15 protein-coding genes are annotated in these 22,851 nt (G+C 63.2%); 8 read left to right on the forward strand and 7 right to left on the reverse strand.

Features of this window, described 5'->3' with window-relative positions; genetic code table 11:
- Complete coding sequence (locus ACFELO_RS03595; protein WP_440959207.1) at positions 1-1,998, forward strand: vWA domain-containing protein; 1,998 nt, start codon at positions 1-3, stop codon at positions 1,996-1,998.
- A 168-nt stretch (positions 1,999-2,166) separates the two neighbouring features.
- Positions 2,167-3,942 (forward strand): peptidase M61, encoded by a 1,776-nt coding sequence (locus ACFELO_RS03600; protein ID WP_440959208.1) that lies wholly within the window; start codon positions 2,167-2,169, stop codon positions 3,940-3,942.
- Between the two features lie 27 nt (positions 3,943-3,969).
- Here the strand turns inward: ACFELO_RS03600 and ACFELO_RS03605 are convergent, their stop codons facing one another.
- The 3 genes from ACFELO_RS03605 to ACFELO_RS03615 form a co-directional block, all read right to left on the reverse strand.
- Positions 3,970-5,079 (reverse strand): pyridoxal phosphate-dependent aminotransferase, encoded by a 1,110-nt coding sequence (locus tag ACFELO_RS03605; RefSeq protein WP_440959209.1) that lies wholly within the window; start codon positions 5,077-5,079, stop codon positions 3,970-3,972.
- 242 nt (positions 5,080-5,321) lie between these two features.
- Positions 5,322-8,321 (reverse strand): TonB-dependent receptor domain-containing protein, encoded by a 3,000-nt coding sequence (locus tag ACFELO_RS03610; RefSeq protein ID WP_440959210.1) that lies wholly within the window; start codon positions 8,319-8,321, stop codon positions 5,322-5,324.
- 267 nt (positions 8,322-8,588) lie between these two features.
- Positions 8,589-10,370 carry a peptidase M61 gene (locus ACFELO_RS03615; protein WP_440959211.1) on the reverse strand — a complete coding sequence of 594 codons (1,782 nt, stop codon included), beginning with the start codon at positions 10,368-10,370 and terminating at the stop codon, positions 8,589-8,591.
- A 334-nt stretch (positions 10,371-10,704) separates the two neighbouring features.
- Between ACFELO_RS03615 and ACFELO_RS03620 the strand changes: the two genes are divergently transcribed.
- The 4 genes from ACFELO_RS03620 to ACFELO_RS03635 are packed head-to-tail and all read left to right on the forward strand — an operon-like array spanning position 10,705 to position 15,693.
- A complete protein-coding gene (locus tag ACFELO_RS03620; RefSeq protein WP_440959212.1) occupies positions 10,705-11,967 on the forward strand; it encodes an aminotransferase class V-fold PLP-dependent enzyme in 1,263 nt (420 codons plus the stop codon).
- Positions 11,964-12,917 carry an ornithine cyclodeaminase family protein gene (locus ACFELO_RS03625; RefSeq protein WP_440959213.1) on the forward strand — a complete coding sequence of 318 codons (954 nt, stop codon included), beginning with the start codon at positions 11,964-11,966 and terminating at the stop codon, positions 12,915-12,917. The genes ACFELO_RS03620 and ACFELO_RS03625 overlap by 4 nt, the downstream gene beginning before the upstream one ends.
- A complete protein-coding gene (locus tag ACFELO_RS03630; RefSeq protein ID WP_440959214.1) occupies positions 12,918-14,237 on the forward strand; it encodes an APC family permease in 1,320 nt (439 codons plus the stop codon). It abuts the gene before it with no gap.
- The gene (locus tag ACFELO_RS03635) at positions 14,224-15,693 is read left to right on the forward strand and encodes a S10 family serine carboxypeptidase-like protein (RefSeq protein ID WP_440959215.1); all 1,470 of its coding nucleotides are present in this window, start codon (positions 14,224-14,226) and stop codon (positions 15,691-15,693) included. Before ACFELO_RS03630 ends, ACFELO_RS03635 begins: the two co-directional genes overlap by 14 nt.
- 19 nt (positions 15,694-15,712) lie before the next feature.
- Here ACFELO_RS03635 and ACFELO_RS03640 read toward each other — a convergent pair whose 3' ends face one another.
- The 4 genes from ACFELO_RS03640 to ACFELO_RS03655 form a co-directional block, all read right to left on the reverse strand.
- Entirely contained in the window at positions 15,713-16,684 is a 972-nt protein-coding gene (locus tag ACFELO_RS03640) for an ornithine cyclodeaminase family protein (protein WP_440959216.1), read from the reverse strand.
- The gene (locus tag ACFELO_RS03645; protein ID WP_440959217.1) at positions 16,681-18,714 is read right to left on the reverse strand and encodes an amidohydrolase family protein; all 2,034 of its coding nucleotides are present in this window, start codon (positions 18,712-18,714) and stop codon (positions 16,681-16,683) included. Before ACFELO_RS03645 ends, ACFELO_RS03640 begins: the two co-directional genes overlap by 4 nt.
- Before the next feature lie 147 nt (positions 18,715-18,861).
- Positions 18,862-19,341 carry an Lrp/AsnC family transcriptional regulator gene (locus ACFELO_RS03650; RefSeq protein ID WP_440959218.1) on the reverse strand — a complete coding sequence of 160 codons (480 nt, stop codon included), beginning with the start codon at positions 19,339-19,341 and terminating at the stop codon, positions 18,862-18,864.
- 134 nt (positions 19,342-19,475) lie between these two features.
- Positions 19,476-20,936, reverse strand: coding sequence for a S10 family serine carboxypeptidase-like protein (locus ACFELO_RS03655; protein WP_440959219.1), 1,461 nt, complete (start codon positions 20,934-20,936; stop codon positions 19,476-19,478).
- Positions 20,937-21,200: 264 nt separating this feature from the next.
- Here ACFELO_RS03655 and ACFELO_RS03660 point away from each other — a divergent pair, with 264 nt between their 5' ends.
- Both ACFELO_RS03660 and ACFELO_RS03665 read left to right on the forward strand, forming a co-directional pair.
- Entirely contained in the window at positions 21,201-21,716 is a 516-nt protein-coding gene (locus ACFELO_RS03660; protein WP_440959220.1) for an RNA polymerase sigma factor, read from the forward strand.
- Complete coding sequence (locus ACFELO_RS03665; RefSeq protein WP_440959221.1) at positions 21,713-22,747, forward strand: FecR family protein; 1,035 nt, start codon at positions 21,713-21,715, stop codon at positions 22,745-22,747. The genes ACFELO_RS03660 and ACFELO_RS03665 overlap by 4 nt, the downstream gene beginning before the upstream one ends.
- Positions 22,748-22,851: the final 104 nt, after the last annotated feature.

Here is a 22,851-nt window from a genome sequence, read left to right on the forward strand (position 1 = left end):
ATGAAATCTTCTGTTTCCCGCTGCGCCCGCCGCAGCCTGCTGGGCGCTTCGGCGGCCCTGCTTACAGTCCTGACCGCGCCTGTGATGGTCGCTCAGGCCCAGAGCCAACCCGATACGGTGCTGGTGCTGGACGCCTCCAATTCCATGTGGGGGCAGATCGATGGCGTGGCCAAGATCGAGATCGCGCGCGAGGCGCTGGGCGATTATGTCCGCTCCATCGCGCCGGACACCCGCCTGGGTGTGTTCGCCTATGGCCATCGTCAGGCCGGGCGCTGTGACGATATCGAGCAGGTTCGCGCCCTGTCGCGCGTCAACGCCGATCAGGTGATCGCTCAGGTCAATGGGTTGACGCCGCGAGGCAAGACGCCGCTGACCGACGCCATCCGTCAGGCCGCCGGCGCGCTGGGCTCTGAGGGCGGCTCCATCATCATCCTCACCGATGGTGTGGAGACGTGTGGCGGCGACGCCTGCGCGCTCGCCGCCGAGCTGGCCGCATCCGGCATTGATCTGACCGCCCATGTGGTCGGGTTCGACATCCAGACGCCGGGGGACCGGGCCAGCCTGTCCTGTATCGCCCAGCAAACGGGCGGGGTGTATCTGGACGCCGCCAACGGTGAGGAACTGGCCGAGGCTCTGGAAACCGCCGCCCGGACGACGCCGCAAAGCGTCGCGCCCCGGTCGGTCGCCCTGTCGGCGCGGCTGGAAGGCTCGAACCGGTCCGTCACTCAGGCGAGCTTCTTCGTGATGGACGCCACGGGTGCTGTGCTTCTGGATGGCGGTGCGGGACCTGTTGATCTTCGTCCCGGTCGGTATCGCGCCGTGGCGCTGACCGATCAGGGGAATGGCGCTGTGGAGGCCGAGGTCACAAGTGATGCGCCCGATGTGATCATTGTCCCGATTGCGGCGGAGATCCCTGAAGCCAGCATGACTCTGGACGGTGTGGCCCAGGCCGGACGCCCGGCCCGGTTCAGCTGGGAAGGGCCTGATGGCGAGGATGATTACCTGCAGCTGGCGCTAGCGGATGGTGCGCCGACCGAGGTGGATTACTCCGCCTGGACCCGGGACGGTTCGCCCGCTGAAATCGTCATGCCGGGAGAGCCGGGCGCCTATCAGGTGCAGTACCGGTCCGCCTCGCTCAATCAGGTCCTGGGGTCGACGGTGTTCAATGTGGAGCCGAGCCTGGCCACGATCGACGCGCCTGACAGTGTGGCGGTCGGCGGGGTGATCGAGGTGCGCTGGACCGGCCCGGACGAGGAGGGCGACTGGATCGGCTTTGTGCCGGTCGGCGGTGTGGCGGGTCAGCTGGCTGGCTACAGCTATGCCCGCACCGAAGATTCTGACGGGGACACGCTGAGCATTCCCGTGCCCGGCCAGGAAGGCCCGATGGAGCTCATCTACGTACTGGAATCTGACAACACGGTGCTCGCACGACGGACGGTGATGATTGAGGATGTGGAGGCGCTCATCGAGGCGCCATCCGAGGCCATGGGCGGCGGCGCCATTACCGTCGCCATCAATGCGCCGAGCATGGAACGTGACTGGGTCGGCATCGTTGAAGTCGGCGCCGGGGCATCGGTTTATGTCCGCAACGCCTGGGCCTCCGTGGACGGCGCTAGCTCGATGTCGCTGCGCGTGCCCGGCGCGCCCGGCGATTATGAAGTGCGCTATATCCGCGAAGCCGCTGACGGAGCGACGATCCTCGCCAGCCTGCCGCTGAGCGTGGTTGATGGCGGGGTGACGATTGAAGCCCCGGCGTCGGTGGCGGCCGGGGAGAGCTTCACCGTCACTACAACAGGTCCGGGACTGGAAAGTGACTATATCGACTTTGCACGCCCTGATACCGCCCTCGGCGATTACTCGCTGGGGTGGGGCAGCGTGTCCGAGGACGGTTCAGCGTCGCTGACCGCCCCTGATGAGCCGGGCCAGTACCGGCTGCGCTACATCATCACCATTGGCGCTTATCACGTTCTGGCGGAAAGCCGGATCGAGGTGCGCTAAATCCGATGCGAACGGGCCGGGCGGAGCTGCAGACTCCATCCGGCCTTTTCGTGTGCGTGAGGGCGTCGATGGAGAGGTTTATGCGTTGTCGCCGCTCCTTGCGCGTTCAATCGCAAGAATTTTCCTGTCTGCCACGCTAGACTGACCCACAACATGGAGGGTCAGGATATGCGGTTACGATATGGTCTGATGTCAGGCGTCATGGCGCTTGCGCTGATGGGGTGCGGCGTCGCGAATGAAACGCCCGGATCCGAGGCCGCACCGTCGTCCCGCGCGTTGGAGCTGACGCTGGCGCCGGTTCAGGCGGAGAACAGCGACGCGATTGAAACCGTTGAGCTGACCTATGCCTTTGAAGGCATCAGCGTTCAGGCGGGTGAGCCGCTGTTCCGCCTGCCTCTGATCGCATCCAATGTGGATACGGTCGCCACGGTGCTGGAGAACCTGATCGCCGAGGATGATCAGGGCGAGATCCCGCTCAGCTTTGAAGATGTAGACTTGCCCGAACGCTCGGCGCGAGACGCGGTCAGCGGCGGACCGTCCCGGCAATGGCTGGCAGGCCGCGATACGGTCGGCGCCGTGACCGTGCGCTATTCGGTTCCCGCCGATGCAACCTTGCCCCCGCGGGGGCCGGCCCCGCCCTTCGGCTTCAGCAATAAGGGCGAGGGAGTCTCCGCCGCCGGCCATATCTTTGTCGTCTTGCCGCCGGGCGAAGAGCCCTATGACACGATCGTCAATTGGGACCTGTCCCGGGCGCCGGACGGCGCGCGCGGCTTTAGCTCGCTTGGCGAAGGCCGGGTCGAAGCCCCCCGGCCCATGACCGGGCAGGAGCTGCGGATGAGCTTCTATATGGCGGGCGATCTTCTGAGCTGGCCCGAGCCCACGCCAGAGACCGGGTTCTTCGGCGTGGTTCAGGGCGAGCCGCCCTTTGACGGACAAGCGCTGCTGAGCTGGGCCGGTGAGCTCTACGACGATTATTCAGGCTTCTTCGGACAAGAGGAGACGCCCACCTATGGCGTCTTCATCCGCTATAATCCGATCAATGGCGGCGGCGGCGTCGGCCTGCACCATTCCTTCGTGCTGACCTACAAGGAAGACAGCACCAATGTGGCCGGGCTCCAGTCCACTTTGGCCCATGAGATGTTCCACACCTTCCAGCCCTTTATCGCCGAGCCGGGTGGGCTTGAATCCTCCTGGTTCGGGGAAGGGCTCGCGGTGTTCTATCAGGCGCGTCTGCCGCTTCGTTTCGGGATGCTGAGCCCTGAGGAATTCCTAGAGGACCTCAATTTCCATGCGGGGCGCTACTACACCAGCCTGATGGCGACCGCGCCCAATTCCGAGGTGCCGGCGCGCTTCTGGGCTGATACCCGCATCCGAACACTGCCCTATGACCGGGGCATGCTCTATTTCGTCACCATTGATGACGCCGTAAGGGAGGCCAGTCAGGGCGAGCGGTCGCTCGATGATCTGATGCTGGAGATGCTGCATCGTCAGCAAGCAGGCGAGACCCTGACGAACGCCGTCTGGGAAGAGGTTCTGCAGGCGGAGTTGGGCGCTGACGCTGTCACCGGCTTCCGTAATTTTCTGGACGGGGCGATGCCCGTTCCCGCTTCAGACGCGTTCGGTCCATGCTTTGAACGCACAACGCGCCCCATGCGCCGTTATGAGCTGGGGTTTGATACGGCGGTTCTGGCGGAGCCCACGCGCATCATTCGCGGCCTTGAGCCGGGCACGGCGGCGGCTGAAGCCGGGCTTCAGAACGGGGACGAGATCGTTCGTCCGGTGCCCCAGGACGCTCTGCAAGGCAGTCAGGATGCGCTTCTGACGCTTGAAATTCGCCGCGGCGAGGAGACCTTCGAAGTCACCTATCTGCCGCGCGGCGAGACCGTGGATGCGTATCAATGGGAGCGGGTGGAAAGCGTTCCGGCGAGCGCCTGCGGCCTCTGAACCGAGCCTCGGACCGGCTGCGTGAGGTCAGACGACCTTGCGCAGCCGGGTCTGGCGATACAGGGCGAGTCCTTCGCCAAAACGGCTCAGAGCATCTTCGAGCTGACCGGGATCCTGCACATATCCAAGACGCACATGACCGGCCAGGCCAAAGAGTTCGCCCGGCGCGACGATGACGTTGTTGTGGTCCATGAGCCAGTCGGAGAAGGCGTGGGTGTCTTCGATGTCGTTGAGTTTGAGGAAGGCGACGCAACCATGCTCGGGCAGTTCACCCTCAACCCAGCCCGCGTCACGCCATTGCTGGATGTGACGCTGCATGACGGGGCGGGCCGCCGCCGACAGGGTCTGGACGTAGGCGTCAAAGCGATCGCTGTTTTCGAGCACCAGAGCGGCCATGGCATGGCCAAGCTTGGACACCCCGAACGAGAAGTGATCGTTGTAGTGCCTCAGGGTTCGAAGCGCTTCACCTGACGCGATGATCCAGCCGCACCGCAGGGTGCTCAGGCCGTAGATCTTGGTCAGCGAGCTGATAGTGATGAAACGCTCGGAGCGTTTGGCGCCGATGGATTGACGGTCGTGCCGCGGGCCGTAATCGCGATAGACCTCATCCACGACGACCCAGAAATCATGCGTTTCGGCCAGCTTGGCGAGGGCGTCCAGCTGATGGCCCGGCACGGGATAGCTGGACGGATTGTGCAGGTCGGAAATAACCACCATGCGCGTCTGAGGCGTCAGTGCGGCCTGCAACGCATCAAGATCAAGCTCGAAGCGGGGCGCGCGTCGGGTGAAATGGGTGACCGTAAGCTGATTGGCGTTCGCGAGGCTGTCGAACAGCTCGAAGCGCGGCGTCTCCACCAGTACATGATCGCCGGGATCAAGCAGGGCCCGGTAGACCGTATGAAGGCCTTCGGTCGCGCCTGTTGTGCAGATGATCCGCTCACGCGCCACGTCATAGCGTTTGGCGAGCGCAGCGACGGTATAGGGATTTCCGCCAATGAAAGCGCTGGTGTAGCGGGGCGTCGCCGGCTCGGTGAAGGCGCGGGCGATCAACTCCTGGAGCAGGGATTTCGGCTCGGGTACAGCGCTGTCAAACAGCGCCAAGGCGTCACGCGGCTCTTTGGAGAGCCTGTCGATCATCCTGCGTATCCACGACGCATATTCCATGCGGTCTGTACTTCCTGCTGCTGTGCAGCCGCTGGTCCAGAGGCTCCCACATCCGTTTTCTATCGGCGGGTGCGAGGCTTTTTTATGTGATCAGCGGCGCGGCCCCGAAAAAGGCCGCATAAAAATTTCCCGCGTCGTGTCAGAGGTATGACTGTGTCTGAAACGCGGAGCGCAATCGGGAGCGCCCGTTTCGGGGCGCTCCCGGTCACTGTCAGCTAGAAGCGGTAGTTGGCGCCGACAAACCAGCGACGACCCAGGATGTCGCCATAGCTGAGCGAGGGGTAAGAGGGCTCTTCATCGGTAAAGTTGATGACGCCCGCCCGCAGGCTCAGATCGTCGGTCAGCTGGTACTGGCCCGAAATATCATGCGTGATATTGGACTCGAGCACCGGGTTGGGATTGTTCTCGATATTGGCGCCCGGCGCTGCGAGCACTTCATCAAGATAATAGGCCTGGTAGGTCATGCGCAGCGGACCGCGGGTCCAGATGGCGTCGAACCGGCCAACCCATTCAGGCTGATCATCGGTGCCGTCGGTGCGAATGAAGGTCGAACCGGTGGCCGAGGTGGTCAGCAGGCTGGTGTGGGTCGCTTGCAGACCCAGCGAAAGCTGACCGGGATCGAAGCTGGTGAACCAGCTGTCGAGCGGCATTTCGTACTGGGCGTAATAGACCTCGCCTTCGTAACGGATCTCACCGGCGTTCACCGTGGTTGAGCGACCCGCCACCACTGTGCCCGCAGGGCTGGTGCCGTCCGGAGCGGCAAGACGGGTGAAGGCGGCGCAAATGTCAGCTGGCTGGTCGGCGCTGTCATAGCAGGTCGCCATGAACTCTTCATTGGTGAAGGCGGACAGGCCGTCGGTCAGATCGATCTCGATCCGGTCCACAGTCAGGGTCAGGCCCGGAATGAAGCTCGGCTCGAACACGAACCCATAGGTCCAGGTGTCGGACACTTCGTTTTTCAGATCCCGGTTACCGCCTGAGGTGATGTAGGTCAGGGAGAAGTTCTCGGCCGGGTTCTGGAAGGTCGCCAGATCGCCATAGTTCGGATTGGCCGCCCATTCCGCTTCACAGTTCGCGCGACGGATCGCCGGGTTCGGGCCCGAATTGATGCGGTCCGCATCACACGGGTCGATGCCGGAGCTGCCGAGCGAAACGCTCGTCGGTGCGAACAGCTGGGTCAGGGTCGGCGCCCGGAAGTTCCGGCTGCGCGAGGCGCGCACCATCAGATCGTCGCTGATTCGCCAGCGCAGACCGGCGCCCCAGACGGTTTCGGCGTCGGTGATGGAGTTGTCGACATAGCGGAAGGAGCCGGAGAATTCGAGTTCCTGCACGAAGGGCAGGGTGAAGTCGCCGCCCGCCAGCGGGGCCAGGACCTCCACAGAGAGTTCGTCCGTCTTGTAGTCGCCTTCTTCAGCCGACACCTGGTTGCCGGTGCCCACCAGGCCCAGACGGTTGGCTTCCATCGGCGTGAAGGTCGCATCTTCATAGCGGTGTTCGTACGCCAGCACATAATCGATCGGGCCCGCGGGCAGGTCGAACAGGGTGCTGCCCAGAGTCGCCAGGAAGTCGAACTGGGTGTTGGAGAAATCCTCGCCCGTCCGAACCGAGACATAGTTCTGTGCTTCTGCGGAGATGTTGCCGAAACCGAAGGGGTTCAGCGGGGCGCAGGACGGGTCGTCATTGGTTGTGTCCGCATCTGCGTTGATTGCGCAGACAATGCCGTCCGCTCCGTTGCGCACGGCGTTCAGAGCATTGTTGAAGTGAGCATTATGCGCACCCCAGGAGCGGATCTCGCCTTCGACCGAGGCGTAGGCGCCTGAGACGGTCCAGTAGAAATCGCGCTGACCGAATGCGAACTCGCCTTCAGCGCCCAGCAGGGCGCGCCAGGTATCCGTGGTGTGGGTCTGCTTGTCTTCAGGGAAGAGCTGGCCGTCAAAATGCTTGGACATCCACATGGGCGCGCCAACGGCGAAGCCCGGATTGACCTGGGTGAGCGATGCGATCGCGTTGTCGGTCAGGAACGGGTTGTTGACCGTGAACATGATCGGGCCCGAGCCGCTGGCCGCGCTGTTGAGCACGGTGCGGGAGACGCCCTGGGGACGCTCTTCGGCTTCGGTTGAGGAGTACATCACTTCGGCCGTCAGGCGCGTGGTCGGCGAGACGTCATAATGGCCGATCACGTTCGCGGCGAAACGCTCAACGCCCGTGCGCAGGCCGGCAAGGTCGCTATAGCGGAAACCGTCGCCGCCTTCGGCGAAGGGGATGCCGAGAATATTGCCCGGATCATAGGCGATGACATCGCCATTGGCGCCGAACTGGATCGGGCTGCCATTCAAGCGCGCCAGGAAGTTCGGGGGCGGCGCGGGCGTGCTGTAGATCACGCCATTGGTGTTGAAGTTCCAGAAGTGCGCCGGGATCACCTCACGCACAGACGGGATGCCGTCATCGGGGCCGGTGTCGAGCGGGTTGCCCTGGGTCAGGCGTGCGAGGTTGGAGCGCGGGCGATCGGCGAACTGCAGGCTCGGCGTGTCGGACCATTCGACGTTGAAGGCCACATTGCCGCGATCTTCGGCGAAGTTCGTGCCGCCGGTCAGGCGGATCGAGGGCTGGGCGTAGTCATTGTACTCCCAGGAGTCGCCGTATTGCAGGTCGATTTCCAGACCTTCGAAATCGTCAACGAGAATGTAGTTCACCACGCCGGCGATGGCGTCAGAGCCGTACACCGCAGCGCCGCCGCCCTGCACGATCTCCACACGTTCGATCAGGCCCGTCGGGATGATGTTGGCGTCAACCTGGGCGTCGCCGAGCCCGCTGGAGGTGGTCACGAAGCGACGGCCGTTCACAAGGCTCAGCGTGCGGCCGCTGCCGAGGCCAAACAGGGACGGGTATTGCTGACCCGAGCCGCTGGAATTGCCGCTGCCATCCGCCTGGTTCAGCTGCGGCGCCATGGACGGAATGTCGTTCAGTGCGTCCGCGGCCGTCAGATAGCCCCGGTCCTGAATGGACTGGGCGTCAATTTCGGAGACCGGCGCCGGCGTCGAGGACACCGAGCGGCGAATCCGTGAACCCGTGATGACGATGACTTCTGAAGCGGCGGCTTCAGCGGTCTCGGTTTCAGTCTCGGTTTGAGCCAAGGCGCCAGGCGTGGCGCTGAGCACGGCGGCTGTCACCAGCGCGGTGGTTGAATACAGCCGTTTCAGAGTGTGACGTTTCATACTGCTTCCCCATTAGGCTTTCGCTGCACCCGGTCGTGTGATTGTTCTGCAGATCCGGGCCCGTCCTGATTTCCAGTTTCATCCATAGCAGGCGAAATATTTAGGCGTTCTGAGGGAGGTGAATGCCAATCTGTGAGAGGTCTATGCGCGGTTTTTGAAAGAAGGCGCAAAATTTCTCCTATCGTGACGAACGTGCGATACGCTTCTGGAATAAAGAAAAACCCCGCAGCGGTTGCTGCGGGGTTCGTCTCACATAGAAGGCGTGGCTCAGAGCGGACACTGATCGTCGTCAACGTCCTCGACACGGCTCCACGTGTAGACCGTAGCTTCATCTCCACGCGGCAGGTATTCCACGGTGAATCTGTCATCGCCGCGGCCTACTTGCAGGGTCAGCGTCAGCGACGGGTCAGACTGCACCCGTTCAAGCGCGACAGGTTCAAGAATTCGATCGCCATCGCGCAGGCCTGCAGCCTCGGCCGTCGAGCCTTCGACAAGGCCCGTGACGATGCGTTCGCCGCTGCTGAGCGTCGAGGCGTCAAAGCCCAGCTGGAAGACCCGGCTTGGCGTTTCTTCGCGGGTAAAGCAGGGCCCAAAGGCGTCCGAGGGCGGAATCTGGATCTCGCCCGCCATCATGGCCTGGAAGCGGCCGCGAGCCTCCTCGCCCAGCTCGGCGGCGATCAGGTCTTCCCAGACTTCGGGCGTGAACGGATCACCGGCTTTCCGAATGGCGTCTATCTGGAAGAAGATATCATCCATCGTACGCTCGCCATGGCTGGCTTCACGGATACGCGCATCCTCGCCGGCGAAATACAGGGAGCCTCGGTCATAGGGCAGGGTGCGCACCCGCGTGTCGCGCCAGAACAGATACGGGATCTGGTCGTTAGGCAGATCATTGATGGCGTTGGTGTAGTAGCGCCGGGCGTGGCTGTTCACGTCTTCAATGAAGGCTTCCGGGCTCAGAAGGCCGTATTTGAGCGGCACGCGGCGGGTGTAGAACACGTTCATGCCTTCGGAAAACCAGGAGGTCGCGCCCGGAGGGCCTGCCACACCGCCAATCCATTTATGGCTCATCTCGTGGATAATCGTGATTGCGATGTCCTCTAGATCAGCGGTGTCCTGCGGATAGGACAGCATGAAGGAATTGGTCAGGCCCGCGCCGCCGCCACCCGCATATGGATTGGGGCGGGACATGAAGGTGTAGGGTTCGGGGTTCTCGATCCTGAAGAAATCAAGCTGGGCATCATAGACCTCTTCCGACCAGGGCATGGTCTCTTCGGGGTCAAATGGCGGCTCTCCGATCCAGTAGGCGCTGAAGGCGTGGTCCTCGCCGTCGGTGGGATAGCGGCCAACCGGTCCGGCCATGTAATAGGCGGTGCTCAGCATGCCGGGCGGACCCTGAAGTTCGGTGAGGTTCCTGCCGAAGCTCGTAACGCCGATCGAGTTCTCCGGCATCGCGCTCAGATCCCAGTCGATCGTGATGTCGAACGGCTGCTGGATGTCGGGCGTCACAAGGAAGGTCACGCCAGCGCCGGTTACGACACTTTCGTTCAGCCGAAGATCAAAGGGCGGTCCGGCGCCCAGCGTCGGCGGAACCAGCTCGATCGGCGCCCGGTAATGCACAGTAACGGGGCCAGACGTGTCCCGTTCAGGCAGCCAACGCCGGAAATAGATGAAGTTGTTCGGGTCGGCGGGATTGTCAGCGCGGGTGAGCGTGATCGGGCCATTAGCGTCTGAAGCCTCGACCGGCGCCACCTCGCCCTCGCCATAGGGCGCGCCCATAACGCCTGCAAAAATTGCAGGAGAGGTCAGGAAGGGTTCGCCTGCGGTGAAGTCATGCCCCTCGATCTCAACGACCACGTCCACATAGGCGTCGCCTGACAGTCCGCCGGGCGTCAGCGTGACGCTCATGTCCGGAAAATCGGGGCCGGGCGAGGTGTCCGCCGCCGCCTGTGCGCCATCCTGGGGGGCGTCTGCGCAGCCGGCGATGAGCGCCAGGCTCGCCGCCGCCAGGCTGAGCGCGCCCAGACGTGTGTGTGACAGAATCCCCATGAATCGTCTCCTAGATCAGGTCATCTCGGCCTCCTCAGAGAGGCTCTTGGGGCCAGTGTAACCAGCGCAAATCGGAAGGATTTGCTGAATCATGAGAGGTGAAGGGGTTTTTTATGCTGGCCGGGGTGTCTGGGTGCGGGGCGACGCCTGTGTCTATGCAAGGCAGGCAGCGCATCGGCGGAAGGAGAAACTCTTCGTGAAACCGCACGGTGGCGCAATTGTTATGCGTATCTCCCGTCAGTCAGGCTTGATTTGGCATGAAATAGAGGGCGGAGCTGGCCTATCCTGCGTGCCAGTCTGACGTCTGATCGAAGACCAAGCAGGGGAGGTCATCATGAACTCAGCATTTAAGGGCGCGAAACTGACGCGCCGCGCCTGTCTGGTCGGAGCGGGCGCTGCGCCGCTGGCCGCGAGCGCGATGGGCAAGGCCGCAGCCCGGACCCTGAAGCAGGAGGCGCCTTTGCCTGATCATGACGAGTTTGGCGATATTCAGGGCACGTATCTCAATTCCGGCTCGGTTCACCCATTCAGCCGCGGAGCCCGCCGTTCGGTCGAGACCTATCTCAATTCACGCAGCATGAGCGGGGAAGAGGCGGACTACAGCCTGTATGGTCTGCGCCAGAGCGTGCTGGCGCGCTATGCGGCGCTGATCAATGCCGAGGTGTCTGAAGTCGCCTATATTTCAAGCACGTCGGCGGGCGAGGCGCTGGTCGTCAAAGCGCTGGGTCTGCCCCAGCGCGGCGGCCGCATCGTCACCGACGCGCTGCATTTCTTTGGCTCCTTCCACCTCTATAACGAGCTGAGCGCAGCGGGCATGGATGTGGTCATCATCCGCCCCCGCGAGGATCATCAGATCCATCTTGAGGACATGGCTGCGGCCATGACCGACAATACCGTGCTGGTCGCGGTGTCGGCGATCTCCACCATCAATGGCTTCCAGCACGATCTCGCCGCCGTCGCCGAAATGGCGCACGCCTATGGCGCTAAGGTCTATGTGGACGCGATCCACGCCATTGGCGCGGTCCCGTTCGACGTGAAGGCCAGCAATATCGACTTCGCCGCCGGCGGCAGCTTCAAATGGCTGATGGGCGATATGGGATTGGGCTTTGCCTATATCCGTCAGGATCTGATCCAAGAGGTTGAGCGTCCCTGGGCGGGCTATCACCAGCTCGCGACCTTCGCCAGCCATGTGTATCCCTATGACGAGCCGGGCGAAGTCGCCTTTGAGACTGGCGCGCGGGAGGATGCGACGGGGCTGTTCGCCATGGGCACCTTCTCCAATACCGGCGTCGCGCATCTGGACTGGTCGCTCGATTACATCACACGTCTTGGCGTTGAAGCCATTCAGGCCCATCGCCAGCCGCTGATCGAGAAGGCGCGCCGGGAAATGCCGCGTCTCGGGTTTGAACCCCTGACCGCGGAAGACAGCACCGGCCCGCTGATCAGCTGGGCGCGGGAAAATGCGCGCGCTGATCTGCATGATCGTCTGTCCGCAGCGGGGATTGAAGTTTCGCTTTCGCGTCACCGCCTGCGTATCTCGCCCTCCGTGTTCAACACCGAAGCGGATATCGACCGGGTGCTGGAGGCGCTGTCTTGACGACAGCGCCCCTGTTTCTGGACGCGGAGACGGTCGCGCTCAGGCTGGACTATTCCGCCTGCATGGACGTGCTGCGTCCGGCGATGATCGCCCTGTCCTCAGGGGCGGAGAACCCTCTGCTGCGCAGCTTCATGGCGTTGGGCGAAGGACGGACTTTCGCGCTGATGCCGGGCAGTCTGGGCGAGGGGCAGGGCTTTGGCGCCAAGCTGGTGAGCGTCTTTCAGACCGAACAGGGCAAGACCCATAACGGCCTCGTCATCCTGTTTGATCCAGACACTGGCGCGCCAGTCTGCGTGGCGGATGGCGGCGAAGTCACCCGCATCCGCACCGCCGCGATGAGCGCGCTGGCGACCGATGTGCTGGCACGGCCGGACACACGTCATCTCGCCATTCTGGGCGCCGGGGTGCAGGCGCGCGCACATGCCGAAGCGCTCATGGCTGTTCGCGATTTTGAGGCCATCAGCCTGTGGGCGCGCAACGCCGATCAGGCCCGAGAAGAGGCGCAGACGCTGGAAGCGGTTGCCGGCGTCCCGGTCCGCGTTTTCAGCGTCGCGCAAGAGGCGGTGAGCGGCGCGGACGTGATCTGCACGGTCACGGGCGCTTGCGATCCGGTTCTGTCCGGTGACTGGGTGAAGCCCGGCGCGCATGTCAATCTGGTCGGGTCTTCCGGTCCAATGGCGGCGGAGACCGATGCAGCTTTGCTGAACATATCCACCGTCTTTCCCGATCACCGCCCGCATGTCCTCGCCCACGGTGGCGAAGTCCTGCGCGCGATCGAGGCGGGCGTGTTCTCGGCGGACCAGCTTGGACCGGAAATCGGCCAGGTGCTGGCCGGGGAGCAGCCGGGGCGGCAGTCCGATCAGGACATCACGGTGTACAAATCACTGGGACACGCGGTTCAGGATCTGAGCGCAGTGGCCTGGCTATACAAAACGCATGGGGAGAACTGAATGAGCCAGGATGATCAGCTGAAGCAGGGCGTTGGCCTGTTCCCGGTCATTGCGCTGGGGCTGGGAACCGCGATCGGCGTGTCGATCTTTTCGGTGATTGCTCCGGCCACCGCGCTGGCCGGCCCGGCCATGCTGCTCTCGGTCGTGCTGGCCGCGGTCCCCATGTTCGTCATCGCGGTCACCTACGCTTTCATGGGCTCGGCCCTGCCGGCATCCGGCGCATCCTATGAATGGCCGCGCCGCTTCGTGTCCGAAAAACTCGCCTTCATCATCGTCTGGCTCAGGATCGCCGGGAATGTGGGGGCGATGTTCATTCTGGCTCTGGTGCTGGTGCGATACCTCTCCTTCATCGTGCCCTTGCCGACCAAGCTGACCATGGCGGGGTTGTTCGTGCTGGTGTTCGGGCTGAACATTCTGGGCGTCTCCATCGCCGCGACGGTCCAGACCGCCTTGATGGTGGTGCTGGTGGCCTTTTTCGCAATCTTCGTGGGCTTTGGCGGCGTGGATGTCTCGCCAGAGGCCTTCACGCCCTTCCTGGGCGGCGGATGGGGCGGCGTCTTCGCGGCCATTCCGTTGCTGGTCGGTCTGTTCTTCGGGATCGAGGCCGCCACCGAAGTGGGCGGTGAGGTGCGCAACAGCCGCCGCAATATTCCGCTGGGCATCGCGCTGGCGATTAGCACCGCCGTAGTGGTGTATCTGCTGGTCGGGGGCGTCACGCTGGGCCTTCTGGGCGCAGAGCGCCTCGCCGCCAGCGAAACCCCGATCCTTGACGCGATGGCCGAACTTGTAGGGCGGGAGCTGGCCCAGCCCATCGTCGCGCTGGCCGCTGTCGCCGCCATTGGCACTTCGCTTAATGCTCTGGCGATGGGCTTCAGCCGTTCGCTCTACGCCATGGGGCAGAGCGGGGCTCTGCCGTCTGTTCTGGGCCGCGTGCATCCACGCTTCGGCACGCCCTATGTGGCGCTGATGACCATGTTCGTCGCCTGCATTCTGGGCCTGTTCATGCCGACCAGCCTCGCGCCGCTTTTCCTCGCGGTGAACATCCCGACCCTGCTGAAATTCTGCACCACCTGCCTGTCCTCGATCGTGGTCGTGCGCACCCGGCCCGAGCTCTATGAAAATGCCGGGTTCAAGCTGGGCAAGGGCGCGACTCAGGTCTGGGCGGTGCTGGGCATGGCGATGGCCCTGCTCGTCACCGCGCTCGGCGTGTCCACCGACTGGCGCCCCTATCTGGCGCTGGGCCTGTGGGGGCTGGTGGGCGTCGGTGTCTATCTGTTGCGTCCGCTCTGGACCAAGGAGAACTCTCATGAAGCTGTTTAAACGCACCATTCTGACAAGCGCTGCGCTGGCCGCCGCGCTCTGGCTTGAGCCGGTCTCCGCACAGGAGCTGGAGACAGGTCTCAGCGCGCAAACATCTCATGAGGGCGTGTTTGACGGGGTGAGCGTCCGTTATGACGCGCTGGTCGAGACCAGCCTTCTGCCCGGCGCAGATGGCGAAGTGGCGGGCCGCCTCGTCACCACAAGCTATATCGCTCACAACGCGGGCGAGGCGTCCGAGCGGCCTGTGCTGTTTCTGTTCAATGGCGGTCCTGGCGCCTCCACCACGCCGCTGCATCTGAGCGCCTTTGGCCCGATGCGCCGGTTCGGCAAGGGCGAGACCGCCTATATGCAGCCCAATCCCGACAGTCTTCTGGATACCGCGGACCTGGTGTTCATCGACCCGGTCGGCACGGGCTTCTCCGTCCCCGAGACCGAAGAAGACGGCGCGCAATTCTGGAGCCGGGAAGGGGATGCGCTGTCTGTAGCGGCGGTGATCGAGAGCTGGCTGGAGCGCCATGGTCGCACGGCCTCGCCGCGCTATGTGCTGGGACAGTCCTACGGAACGCTGCGCGCCGCCGAGATCGCCCGTCTGGCGCCTGAACTCAATCTCGATGGCGTCCTGTTGTTCGCGCTGGTGCCTGATCGTCAGGATGGCGATGCGTCCTACGCGCTGAGCTTTCCCAGCATGAGCGCGGCGGCCTGGTATCATGACCGGATCGAGCGTGAAGGCCGCAGTGCAACGGACGTCTTTAATGAAGCTGTGGACTATGCCCAGGCAACCTATCTGCCGGCGCTGGCCGAAGGCGACGCGCTGGCCGAGGCTGACAAAAGCGAGATCGCCACAGCCTTGTCCGGCTTCATGGGGCTGAGCGCGCCGTACATCCTTGAACACGATATCCGGCTCAGCAATCGCGACTTCATGTTCGAATTGCTTGCCGATGAAGGTCTTCGCACCGGCCAGCTGGACGCGCGCGCGACCCGGCGTCTGGATGCGCCCGCGCAGCGGCCACCCTATGACGATCCGGGCCTGAGCTATCATCCGGGCGAACCGTCTGAACCCGAAGGGGAGCCGGCGTTCAGCTTTGATGCAGACGCTTATCCCTCCATCGTGGAAGCCTATTACGACGAGGTGCTGGGCTTTGATCCCGAGCGGCCTTACCGGGCGCTCAATCTCGATGTGAACTCGGCCTGGGATCATCAGGGCTGGCAGCCGGCCATTCCCTATCTCGCCACAGCGATGGAGAACGATCCTGATTTGCGTCTGTTCTGGGCGGCGGGAATATTTGACCTGTCCACCCCGGCCTATGGCGGGCGCTATGCGCTCGATCAGGCGGGCATTCCCGCTGACCGGCTGACCGCCGCCTATTTCCCGGCAGGCCATTCGGTGTTTGTGGGAGAAGAGAACCGCGCGCTTCTGGGTGAAGCGGTGCGCGCCTTTCTGAGCCCGCAGAACTGAGGCGTTCGCCTGCGCGCCCCTAGAAGGGGTGCGCAGGCAGGCCCAGCTCTTCAGCCTTCATTTCAAGATATCGCCCGCAGACCAGATCCTGAACGATATGGCCGAGCGATTTATAGGCGGTGATGGCATCCCTGTCGGGGCGACCGGAGACCTTGCCGTCATAGACCTCGCCGATCTCTCCGACGATATGGGCGTCATCGATGCGGCCTGACGCCTTGGCGTTCAGGAATTCTGCGCCCTGGGCCAGCACGCCTTCGCGGTGGTCGGCGATGAAATGGCTTTGCGCCACCAGATCATCATCCACTTCGGCGGGGCCGGCATAGCTTGAGCCCACAATGTTGATATGCGTGCCGGGTTGCACCCACGCGCCCTTCACCACAGGGGTGGGGGAGGCGGTGACCGTGCAGATGATGTCGGCCTGTTCGACCGAGGCGCGGATATCGGTGCTGGTGGTGATTTTGAGGCCGGTCCGCCCGCGCAGGATCTCCGCCATCGCTTCGGCTTTGGCGAGATTGCGTCCGGTCAGGATCACGTGCTTGAGCGCGCGGATTTTGGAGATGGCGAGAACGTGAGAGCCTGCCTGTTCGCCATAACCGACCACGGTCAGGCGTTCGGCGTCATGACGGGCCATGGCGTTGGTCGCCGCTGCGCTGGCTGCGCCCGTGCGGATCGAGGTGACCTCGCCCGCATGAACAAGAGCGGTCGGCTCACCCGTTTCCGGATTGAACATCAGAACGCCGCCCTGATGAGATTGGCGTCCCTTGTCCGCATTGCCGGGAAAGACGCTGACGAGCTTGGCGCCGAAGGCGTCAATCTCCCCAAGCGCGCCCGGCATCACGCCGAACATGCGACTGTCGGCCATGCGCAGGATCGAGCGCAGAGGCTGGATGCTTTGTCCGCGCGACAGCGCCAGCATCGCGTCCCGCATCAGCGCGATGGTCTCTTCATAGGTGAGATGCTCGCGCACAAAGTCCCGGCCGATCACTCTCATTGGACAGGCTCGGGCAGGGCGACAGGCTCGGCGAACGGCTGGATGCCAAGCGCGCGATGGATTTCGGCGGGCAGATAGGCGACGCCGTCCTTCATCACCAGACGGATCTCGCGAATGTTGGAGATATTCTCCAGCGGATCATTGGGGATCAGGAAGAAGTCTGCGCGCTTGCCGATCTCGATGCTGCCCAGCATGGCCTCGCGGCCCAGATAGCGTTCGGCTTCAAGCGTCGCCAGCGCCAGGGCGCGGGCAGGGCTGATGCCCGCTTGCACATAAAGCTCCACTTCCCGAAGGGCCGGGAAACCGAAGCTGGAATCGGTGCCCGGCAGAAGTTGAACGCCGCGATCATCCAGAAGCTTCATCGTGTCCAGAAGGCTTTGGAAGCCATTGCGGTATTCCGCATCGGTCTCCTCGCTATCCACCGTCACGAAGGCGCGGCGGCGATTGCGTTGAAAGCCGATGGGCATGTGCTCCACATGGCCCGCCGCGGCGCTCGGAAACTCGCCGGACCGGCTGAGCATGAGAAGCTCAAGGGTCACTGCGGTCGTATCCAGCGCCGTACCGTGCTCGACCATCAGGTCAACCGTGTGCTGAACCTCATCCGAGTTCAGATCCAGCATGGCGGCGCGACGCATGCCGGTCAGGCGGATCGGGGTGCGGGTGTCTTCATCCGCTTCCAGAAGCCAACCCAGCATCAGCTGGTTGATGTGGGAAATGTCGTCATAGCCCGCTTCGATCACATAATCGGGGCTGACAAAGGCGGGCACGTGGCCGGTCACGCCAAGGCCCCAGGCATGGGCTTCTGCGATCACGGGGGCGATCCAGTCGCCGGGCAGGGAGTTATAGATCTTCACCTGCCAATAGCCGTGGCTGGCGTACCAGCGCACCGCTTCCAGGGCGTTATCCAGCGTGTCCGCGATGATGCCGGTGCGCACCGAATAGGGGCTGCGGCCTTCCAGCATGCCGTTGGGCACAGTGCGCGGGCCGGCCAGTTCGCCGGCCTCGATGCGATTGATCAGCCGGATCAGGCCTTCAGGGTCATTGCCCATATCCCGCACGCTGGTGACGCCCGCCGACAGATAGCGCAGGCCCGTGCCCGAATTGATGTGGGCGTGCATGTCATGAAGGCCGGGCACCAGAACGCCGCCTTCGCCATCAATGATCTGATGATCCTCGCCGATCCAGACGGTCGCGTCAGGCTGCACGCCGACGATTTCTCCCTGGAACACGGTAACGGCGGACAAACCGGTCAGCGCGCCAGCCTCGGGATCAAAGATCCGCACATTACGGATCACGACCGGGCTTTCAAACTCGTGGGCCAGCTGGTCCTGCAGCTCTTCCTGATGGCGCACTTCAAATCCGGCGCTCAGCTCGGCCAGTTGCGGTGCGAGTTCGGCATACTCTTCCAGAATGGTCATGCCTGAAATGCTGGCGATGAGGCGAAGATCCTCGTCCATCACCACATAGCTGGCGCCAAGATTCAGCCCGGTCAGGCGGTAGACCGTGGCGTCCTCCAGGCCTTCAATGGGGGCCTCGAGCGGAACGGCTTCGACCTGCAACTCGCCCGCCGGAGCGACAGGCAGGGCGCTTTTACCGGTCGCCAGCACCGCCCGCACATACATGCCGGCGCTCCAGGGGCTGCCGTCAGCGGCTATGTAGAGCCGGGGTTCGCTGACCTCGATGACGCCGCTGTCAGACTGGCTGTTCCATTCAAGCTGTCCGTCAGACTGGCTCATCGTCTCGTGAACCGGATCGCCGAACAGCGAATGGCCCTCAATGGTCCAGCTGACCGGAATGCCGTCTGCGTTCAGCGTCAGGCTTTGCTGATTGCCCGCACCGCGCCCGTTATTGTCGACATCATACTCGATCCCGACCTGATCCCCGTTCGTCGTGGCGTGGAGATAACCGACATTTTCGCCAGCCGCGATAACCACATAGGAATCCGTGCGGGGTTCCTGGGCCTGAGCAAGGCCGGTTAAGAAGGAGGCGTTGAGAAAGGCGAGGCCGAAAGCGGCTTGAAGCAGGCGCATGAGCGGAAGACTCCGTTCTGAAAACAGGGCGCCTGAGGGCGCTTCATGCAGACTAGCCCCAGTGTGGTCGATAATTTTATCTATTGAGGCCTGCGGACCCGTTCGGGCGGGAAAATTATCCCGTCAATGTGAGGGCTGGCGATCGATCTAAGTCTCAGAGATGTGGACCGGAAGCGCCGTGGTATTCTTCATTTGCGACAGTGCGACGATGGAGCTGACATCTTCAACGCCGGGCAGTTTCAGGATCGTATTGAAAATAAACTCTTGATACCATTTGATATCCGGAGCCACGACCTTGATCATGACATCGCGTTCTCCTAGGATGGAATAGCATTCCACGACTTCTGGAATGGACATGACGCCCCGGACAAATTTTTGCCGGTCAGCATCGGCCAGGTAAGAGATTTTCAGCTGGGCGAAGACGTGCAGATTGACGCCCAGCTTCTCCGGATCCAGCAGGGCCACCTGAGCCTTGATATAGCCTTCCTCGCGCAGGCGCTGGATGCGGCGCCAGCAGGGCGATTGCGACAGACCCACCCGGTCCGCCAGTTCGGCGGTCGAGATCGAGCAGTCCTTCTGCAGTTGCTCGAGGATGCGGACATCGATGGCGTCCAGCTTCTGGCTCATGTTGACTCTCCCCAAATGCTTGCGCATGCGATTTCCGGCTTCCGCCAAAAACCCGGATGAAAAATTACAATTTCATCTGAGGGGTGATTAAACAATCTGCCAAACCAGAAAACAACAGAATTGTTGCGCTGCAGCTAACGGGTCATGAAGCGGCGCAAATCCGACGTCATGTCGCGCAGCGCCCGAGGGTTGATATAGGCCATGTGCCCGCCCTCATACTCGGCCACCCAGATGCGACGCCCCCCATTTTCCAGGTGATCGGCCAGATAACGCGCCGGCCCCAGCGTGGTGGTGGTGTCGTAAAGGCCGGTCCCGATCAGCACGCCGAAGTCTTCAGATGCGGCCAGCGCAGCTTCCAGCTGTGACGCATAATCATAGTCGTCAAACGGGCCGCCCATGCCGCCCGTGGGCAACCAGCGCCAGTCCGAGGCGTTGGGCGCGCGCCAGGCGTACTCTTCCATGGGCAGGCTGATCTCGAGCGTTTCGGTGAAATGGGCGGACAGGGCCTGAGGCACCCAGCTGGCGACCGGACCAAACGGGTCGGACGGGCGCTCGCCCGCCGCCGGGGCGTCGCCCACATACCGCGCATCATAGACGGCGAGGCGCTGGTTCTCATCAGACAGCAGGACGCTGCGGAACGCCGCCTTGGTGATCGACAGCCGGTTCTCGAGGAAGTACGCGGCCGGAACGCCGGTATAGGCGTGCAGCTGGTTGGCGATGGACCGACGCTGGCGCTCCGGCAGGGCTTCGCCTTGCGCCAGAGCCAGAAGGTAATCGCTCATCGCCCAGGCATGGACCTCGTCGACAAAGTCGATCATCGACGACCTGCCGCGATCCGCCTTTCCATGATAGGCGGCGATGGCGGCGAGCGAGGCCAGATTGGTGGCGTGCGAGACAATGTTGTCGGCGCGCTGGGAGGTCTCGATCATGTTCACGGCCTGACCAAGCAGGATCACGCCCGCCAGCGGCTGGCTGTCCGCCATCAGCCCGGCGACAACGCTGGCGCGCAACGTGCCGTAGCTTTCCCCCAGCACATAGACCGGCGCGCCGGTGCGCCCGTGATCGTCCAGCCAGCGGGAGATGAAGTTCGCGGTCAGTTGCGCATCGCCCATCACGGTCAGAAGCGCGCCTTCCTCATCCTCGCCGATGACGCGGCTGAAGCCTGTGGCGGGCGGGTCGATGAAGACCATGTCCGCCACATCCAGCAAGGAATGAGCGTTGGCGGTGGTCTCGGCGTTGGGCGCGACAGGTCTGGCGGGGTCGGAAGGCGCATCAATCCGCACCGGGCCCAGCCCGCCCACATGAAGCCAGCTCGACGGGGCGCCGGGGCCGCCATTGAACAGGAACAGGACCGGCCGCTCTTGCGGGGCATCGGTCTCAACAAGATAGGCGGTCGTCACCATGCTGACGGCGGGAAGCTGATCCGTCGCCGCCATCTCGGTGCGCTCAACCCGCGCCTCATAGCTCACCTGCTGGTAATTGAAGACGCCTTCAAAGCGGGTGTTGGCGTTCAGGGTTTCGGTCTGGGCCAGAGCCGGCAGAGAGAAACAGCTGGCGAGCGTCGTTGCGAGGAGGGCGGCGCGAAAGGCGATCATGGTCATATCCGTGAATGGCTTTGCCCCTACTCTAAGCGGGAGGGCGCGCATGGATCGACCTCGAATTTCTGTCTCCGGTATTCGGATTTGCGTAGGTCATGCGCGTCCGGCGGCCCAGCGGGAAAATTTAGTCCATCGATCAGCAGGCGTGCAGACCGCGTCACTCCGGGGGAGGCGGCTGATACCGACGCCCGGAACGGGCGAGTCGTATTGCGGTGCAGCACGGGCTTTGATAAGGCCCCTCGGGTCTGGTTGGGAAGCGCCATGCCCAAGAGCCTTCAGCGTCTGTACCGCCTTCACGGCGCCAGCTTGATTGCGGCGCTGAGAAAGCGCTTTGGCGAAGGCCCGCCTGATCCCGAGGACGCGGCCCATGCCGCAATCATCAAATACATCGAGCTGGACGGGGATGACGAAGTGGCGTCTCCGCGGGCTTTCCTGTTCGCGATGGCGCGGAACCTGATGGTGGATGAATTACGGCGCATGGACGTGCGTCGTCGCCATGCCGAGCAGGAAGACTGCAATCCGCTTGTTCCGAAAGTGGAAGAAACCACGCCTGAAAACGTCTTACTCAATAGGGAGCGTCGCGCGCGGCTCAATGAGGCGGTGCGTGCGTTGCCAGAGCGTCAGCGGCGCTTGATCATCATGAGCAGGATCGACGGGTTGAGTTACAAACAGATCGCCGAACGCACAGGGCTGTCCCAGGCCGGCATCAGCCGGGAGATCACACGGGCCCTGGCGACGTTACAGGCGAAGCTCACCGAGGGAGGCGCGCCGTCATGACGACGACGCAGGGCATCACCGAACAGGCGCAGGCCTGGATGAGCGAGCATCTCGCGGGGATGACGGCTGCACGCAAGCGGGCCTTCCAGGACTGGCTCGCAGTGTCGCCCGATCATGGCGCAGCGTTCGCGTCGCTCCAGTCGCTGTGGGACGAGCTGGGCTGGGATGAAACGCTGAACGCCGAAGCGCTCGCCATGGATGAAAGCGAAACAGCGTCCCGACCCGCCTCCTGGATGGATCGCGCCGGAGCGGTGCTGGAGCGTTTTGAAGGCTGGCTGGCCGGCGGCGTCGCTGCGGGCGTGGCGGCGGCTGTTGCGCTCATGTTCTTCCTGCCGGTGATGAGCGCACCGACTCCTGAGGTGCAGGAGGCTGAAACGGGTCTCGCCCGGCTGGATCATTACGCCACCTCGGTTGGCGAGATCCGCGTCGTGGCGCTGGCCGATGGCTCGCAGGTGACGCTGGGCGGCGCGACCGAGATCGAGGTTCGTCTGGCGGCGGACCGTCGCGATATTCGCATGGTGTCTGGCGGGGATGCGCTGTTTGACGTGGCGCATGATCCCGAGCGCCCCTTCCGGGTGGATGCGGGGCGGGTGTCGGCCACGGTTCTGGGCACCGTGTTCGAGATCAACAGCGCCAGTGCGGCGGCGACGGTCAGCGTGGTCGAGGGCCGGGTGCGGGTCGCGGACGAGGGGCATCAGCAGGTGCTGGGCCCGGGTGAACGCGTGACCGCTCAGGCCGGGCGCGGCTGGTCGCATGAGACCTTCAACGCCGATCATGCGGCCCGCTGGATCGAGACGCGCATGGTGTTTCGTGACGCGCCTCTGTCGCAGATCGTGGAAGACGTGAACCGCTATTTCCCCGCAGGGGTGACGCTGCAGGACGAAAGCCTTGAAAGGCTGCGGGTTACATCCAGTTTCCGCATAGATCAGCTGGAAAGTGCGCTCTCGGGAATAGCGTTAAGTCATGGCCTAAGGGTTGAAGGCGATGCGTCCGAGGGTTTTATTTTAAGCCGTGGCGCCTCTTCTCAATAAGAACTTTTTGTTAAATCGTCTTCAAAGCTGAAACAGCCTGTCACCTCTCTTCGTCAAAAGGAGGCGAGGCCGGAAATCCGGCGCGCCTGAGTTTTGATTTCGCC

It is taken from the genome of Oceanicaulis sp. LC35 (assembly GCF_052055585.1).
GTDB lineage: Bacteria > Pseudomonadota > Alphaproteobacteria > Caulobacterales > Maricaulaceae > Oceanicaulis.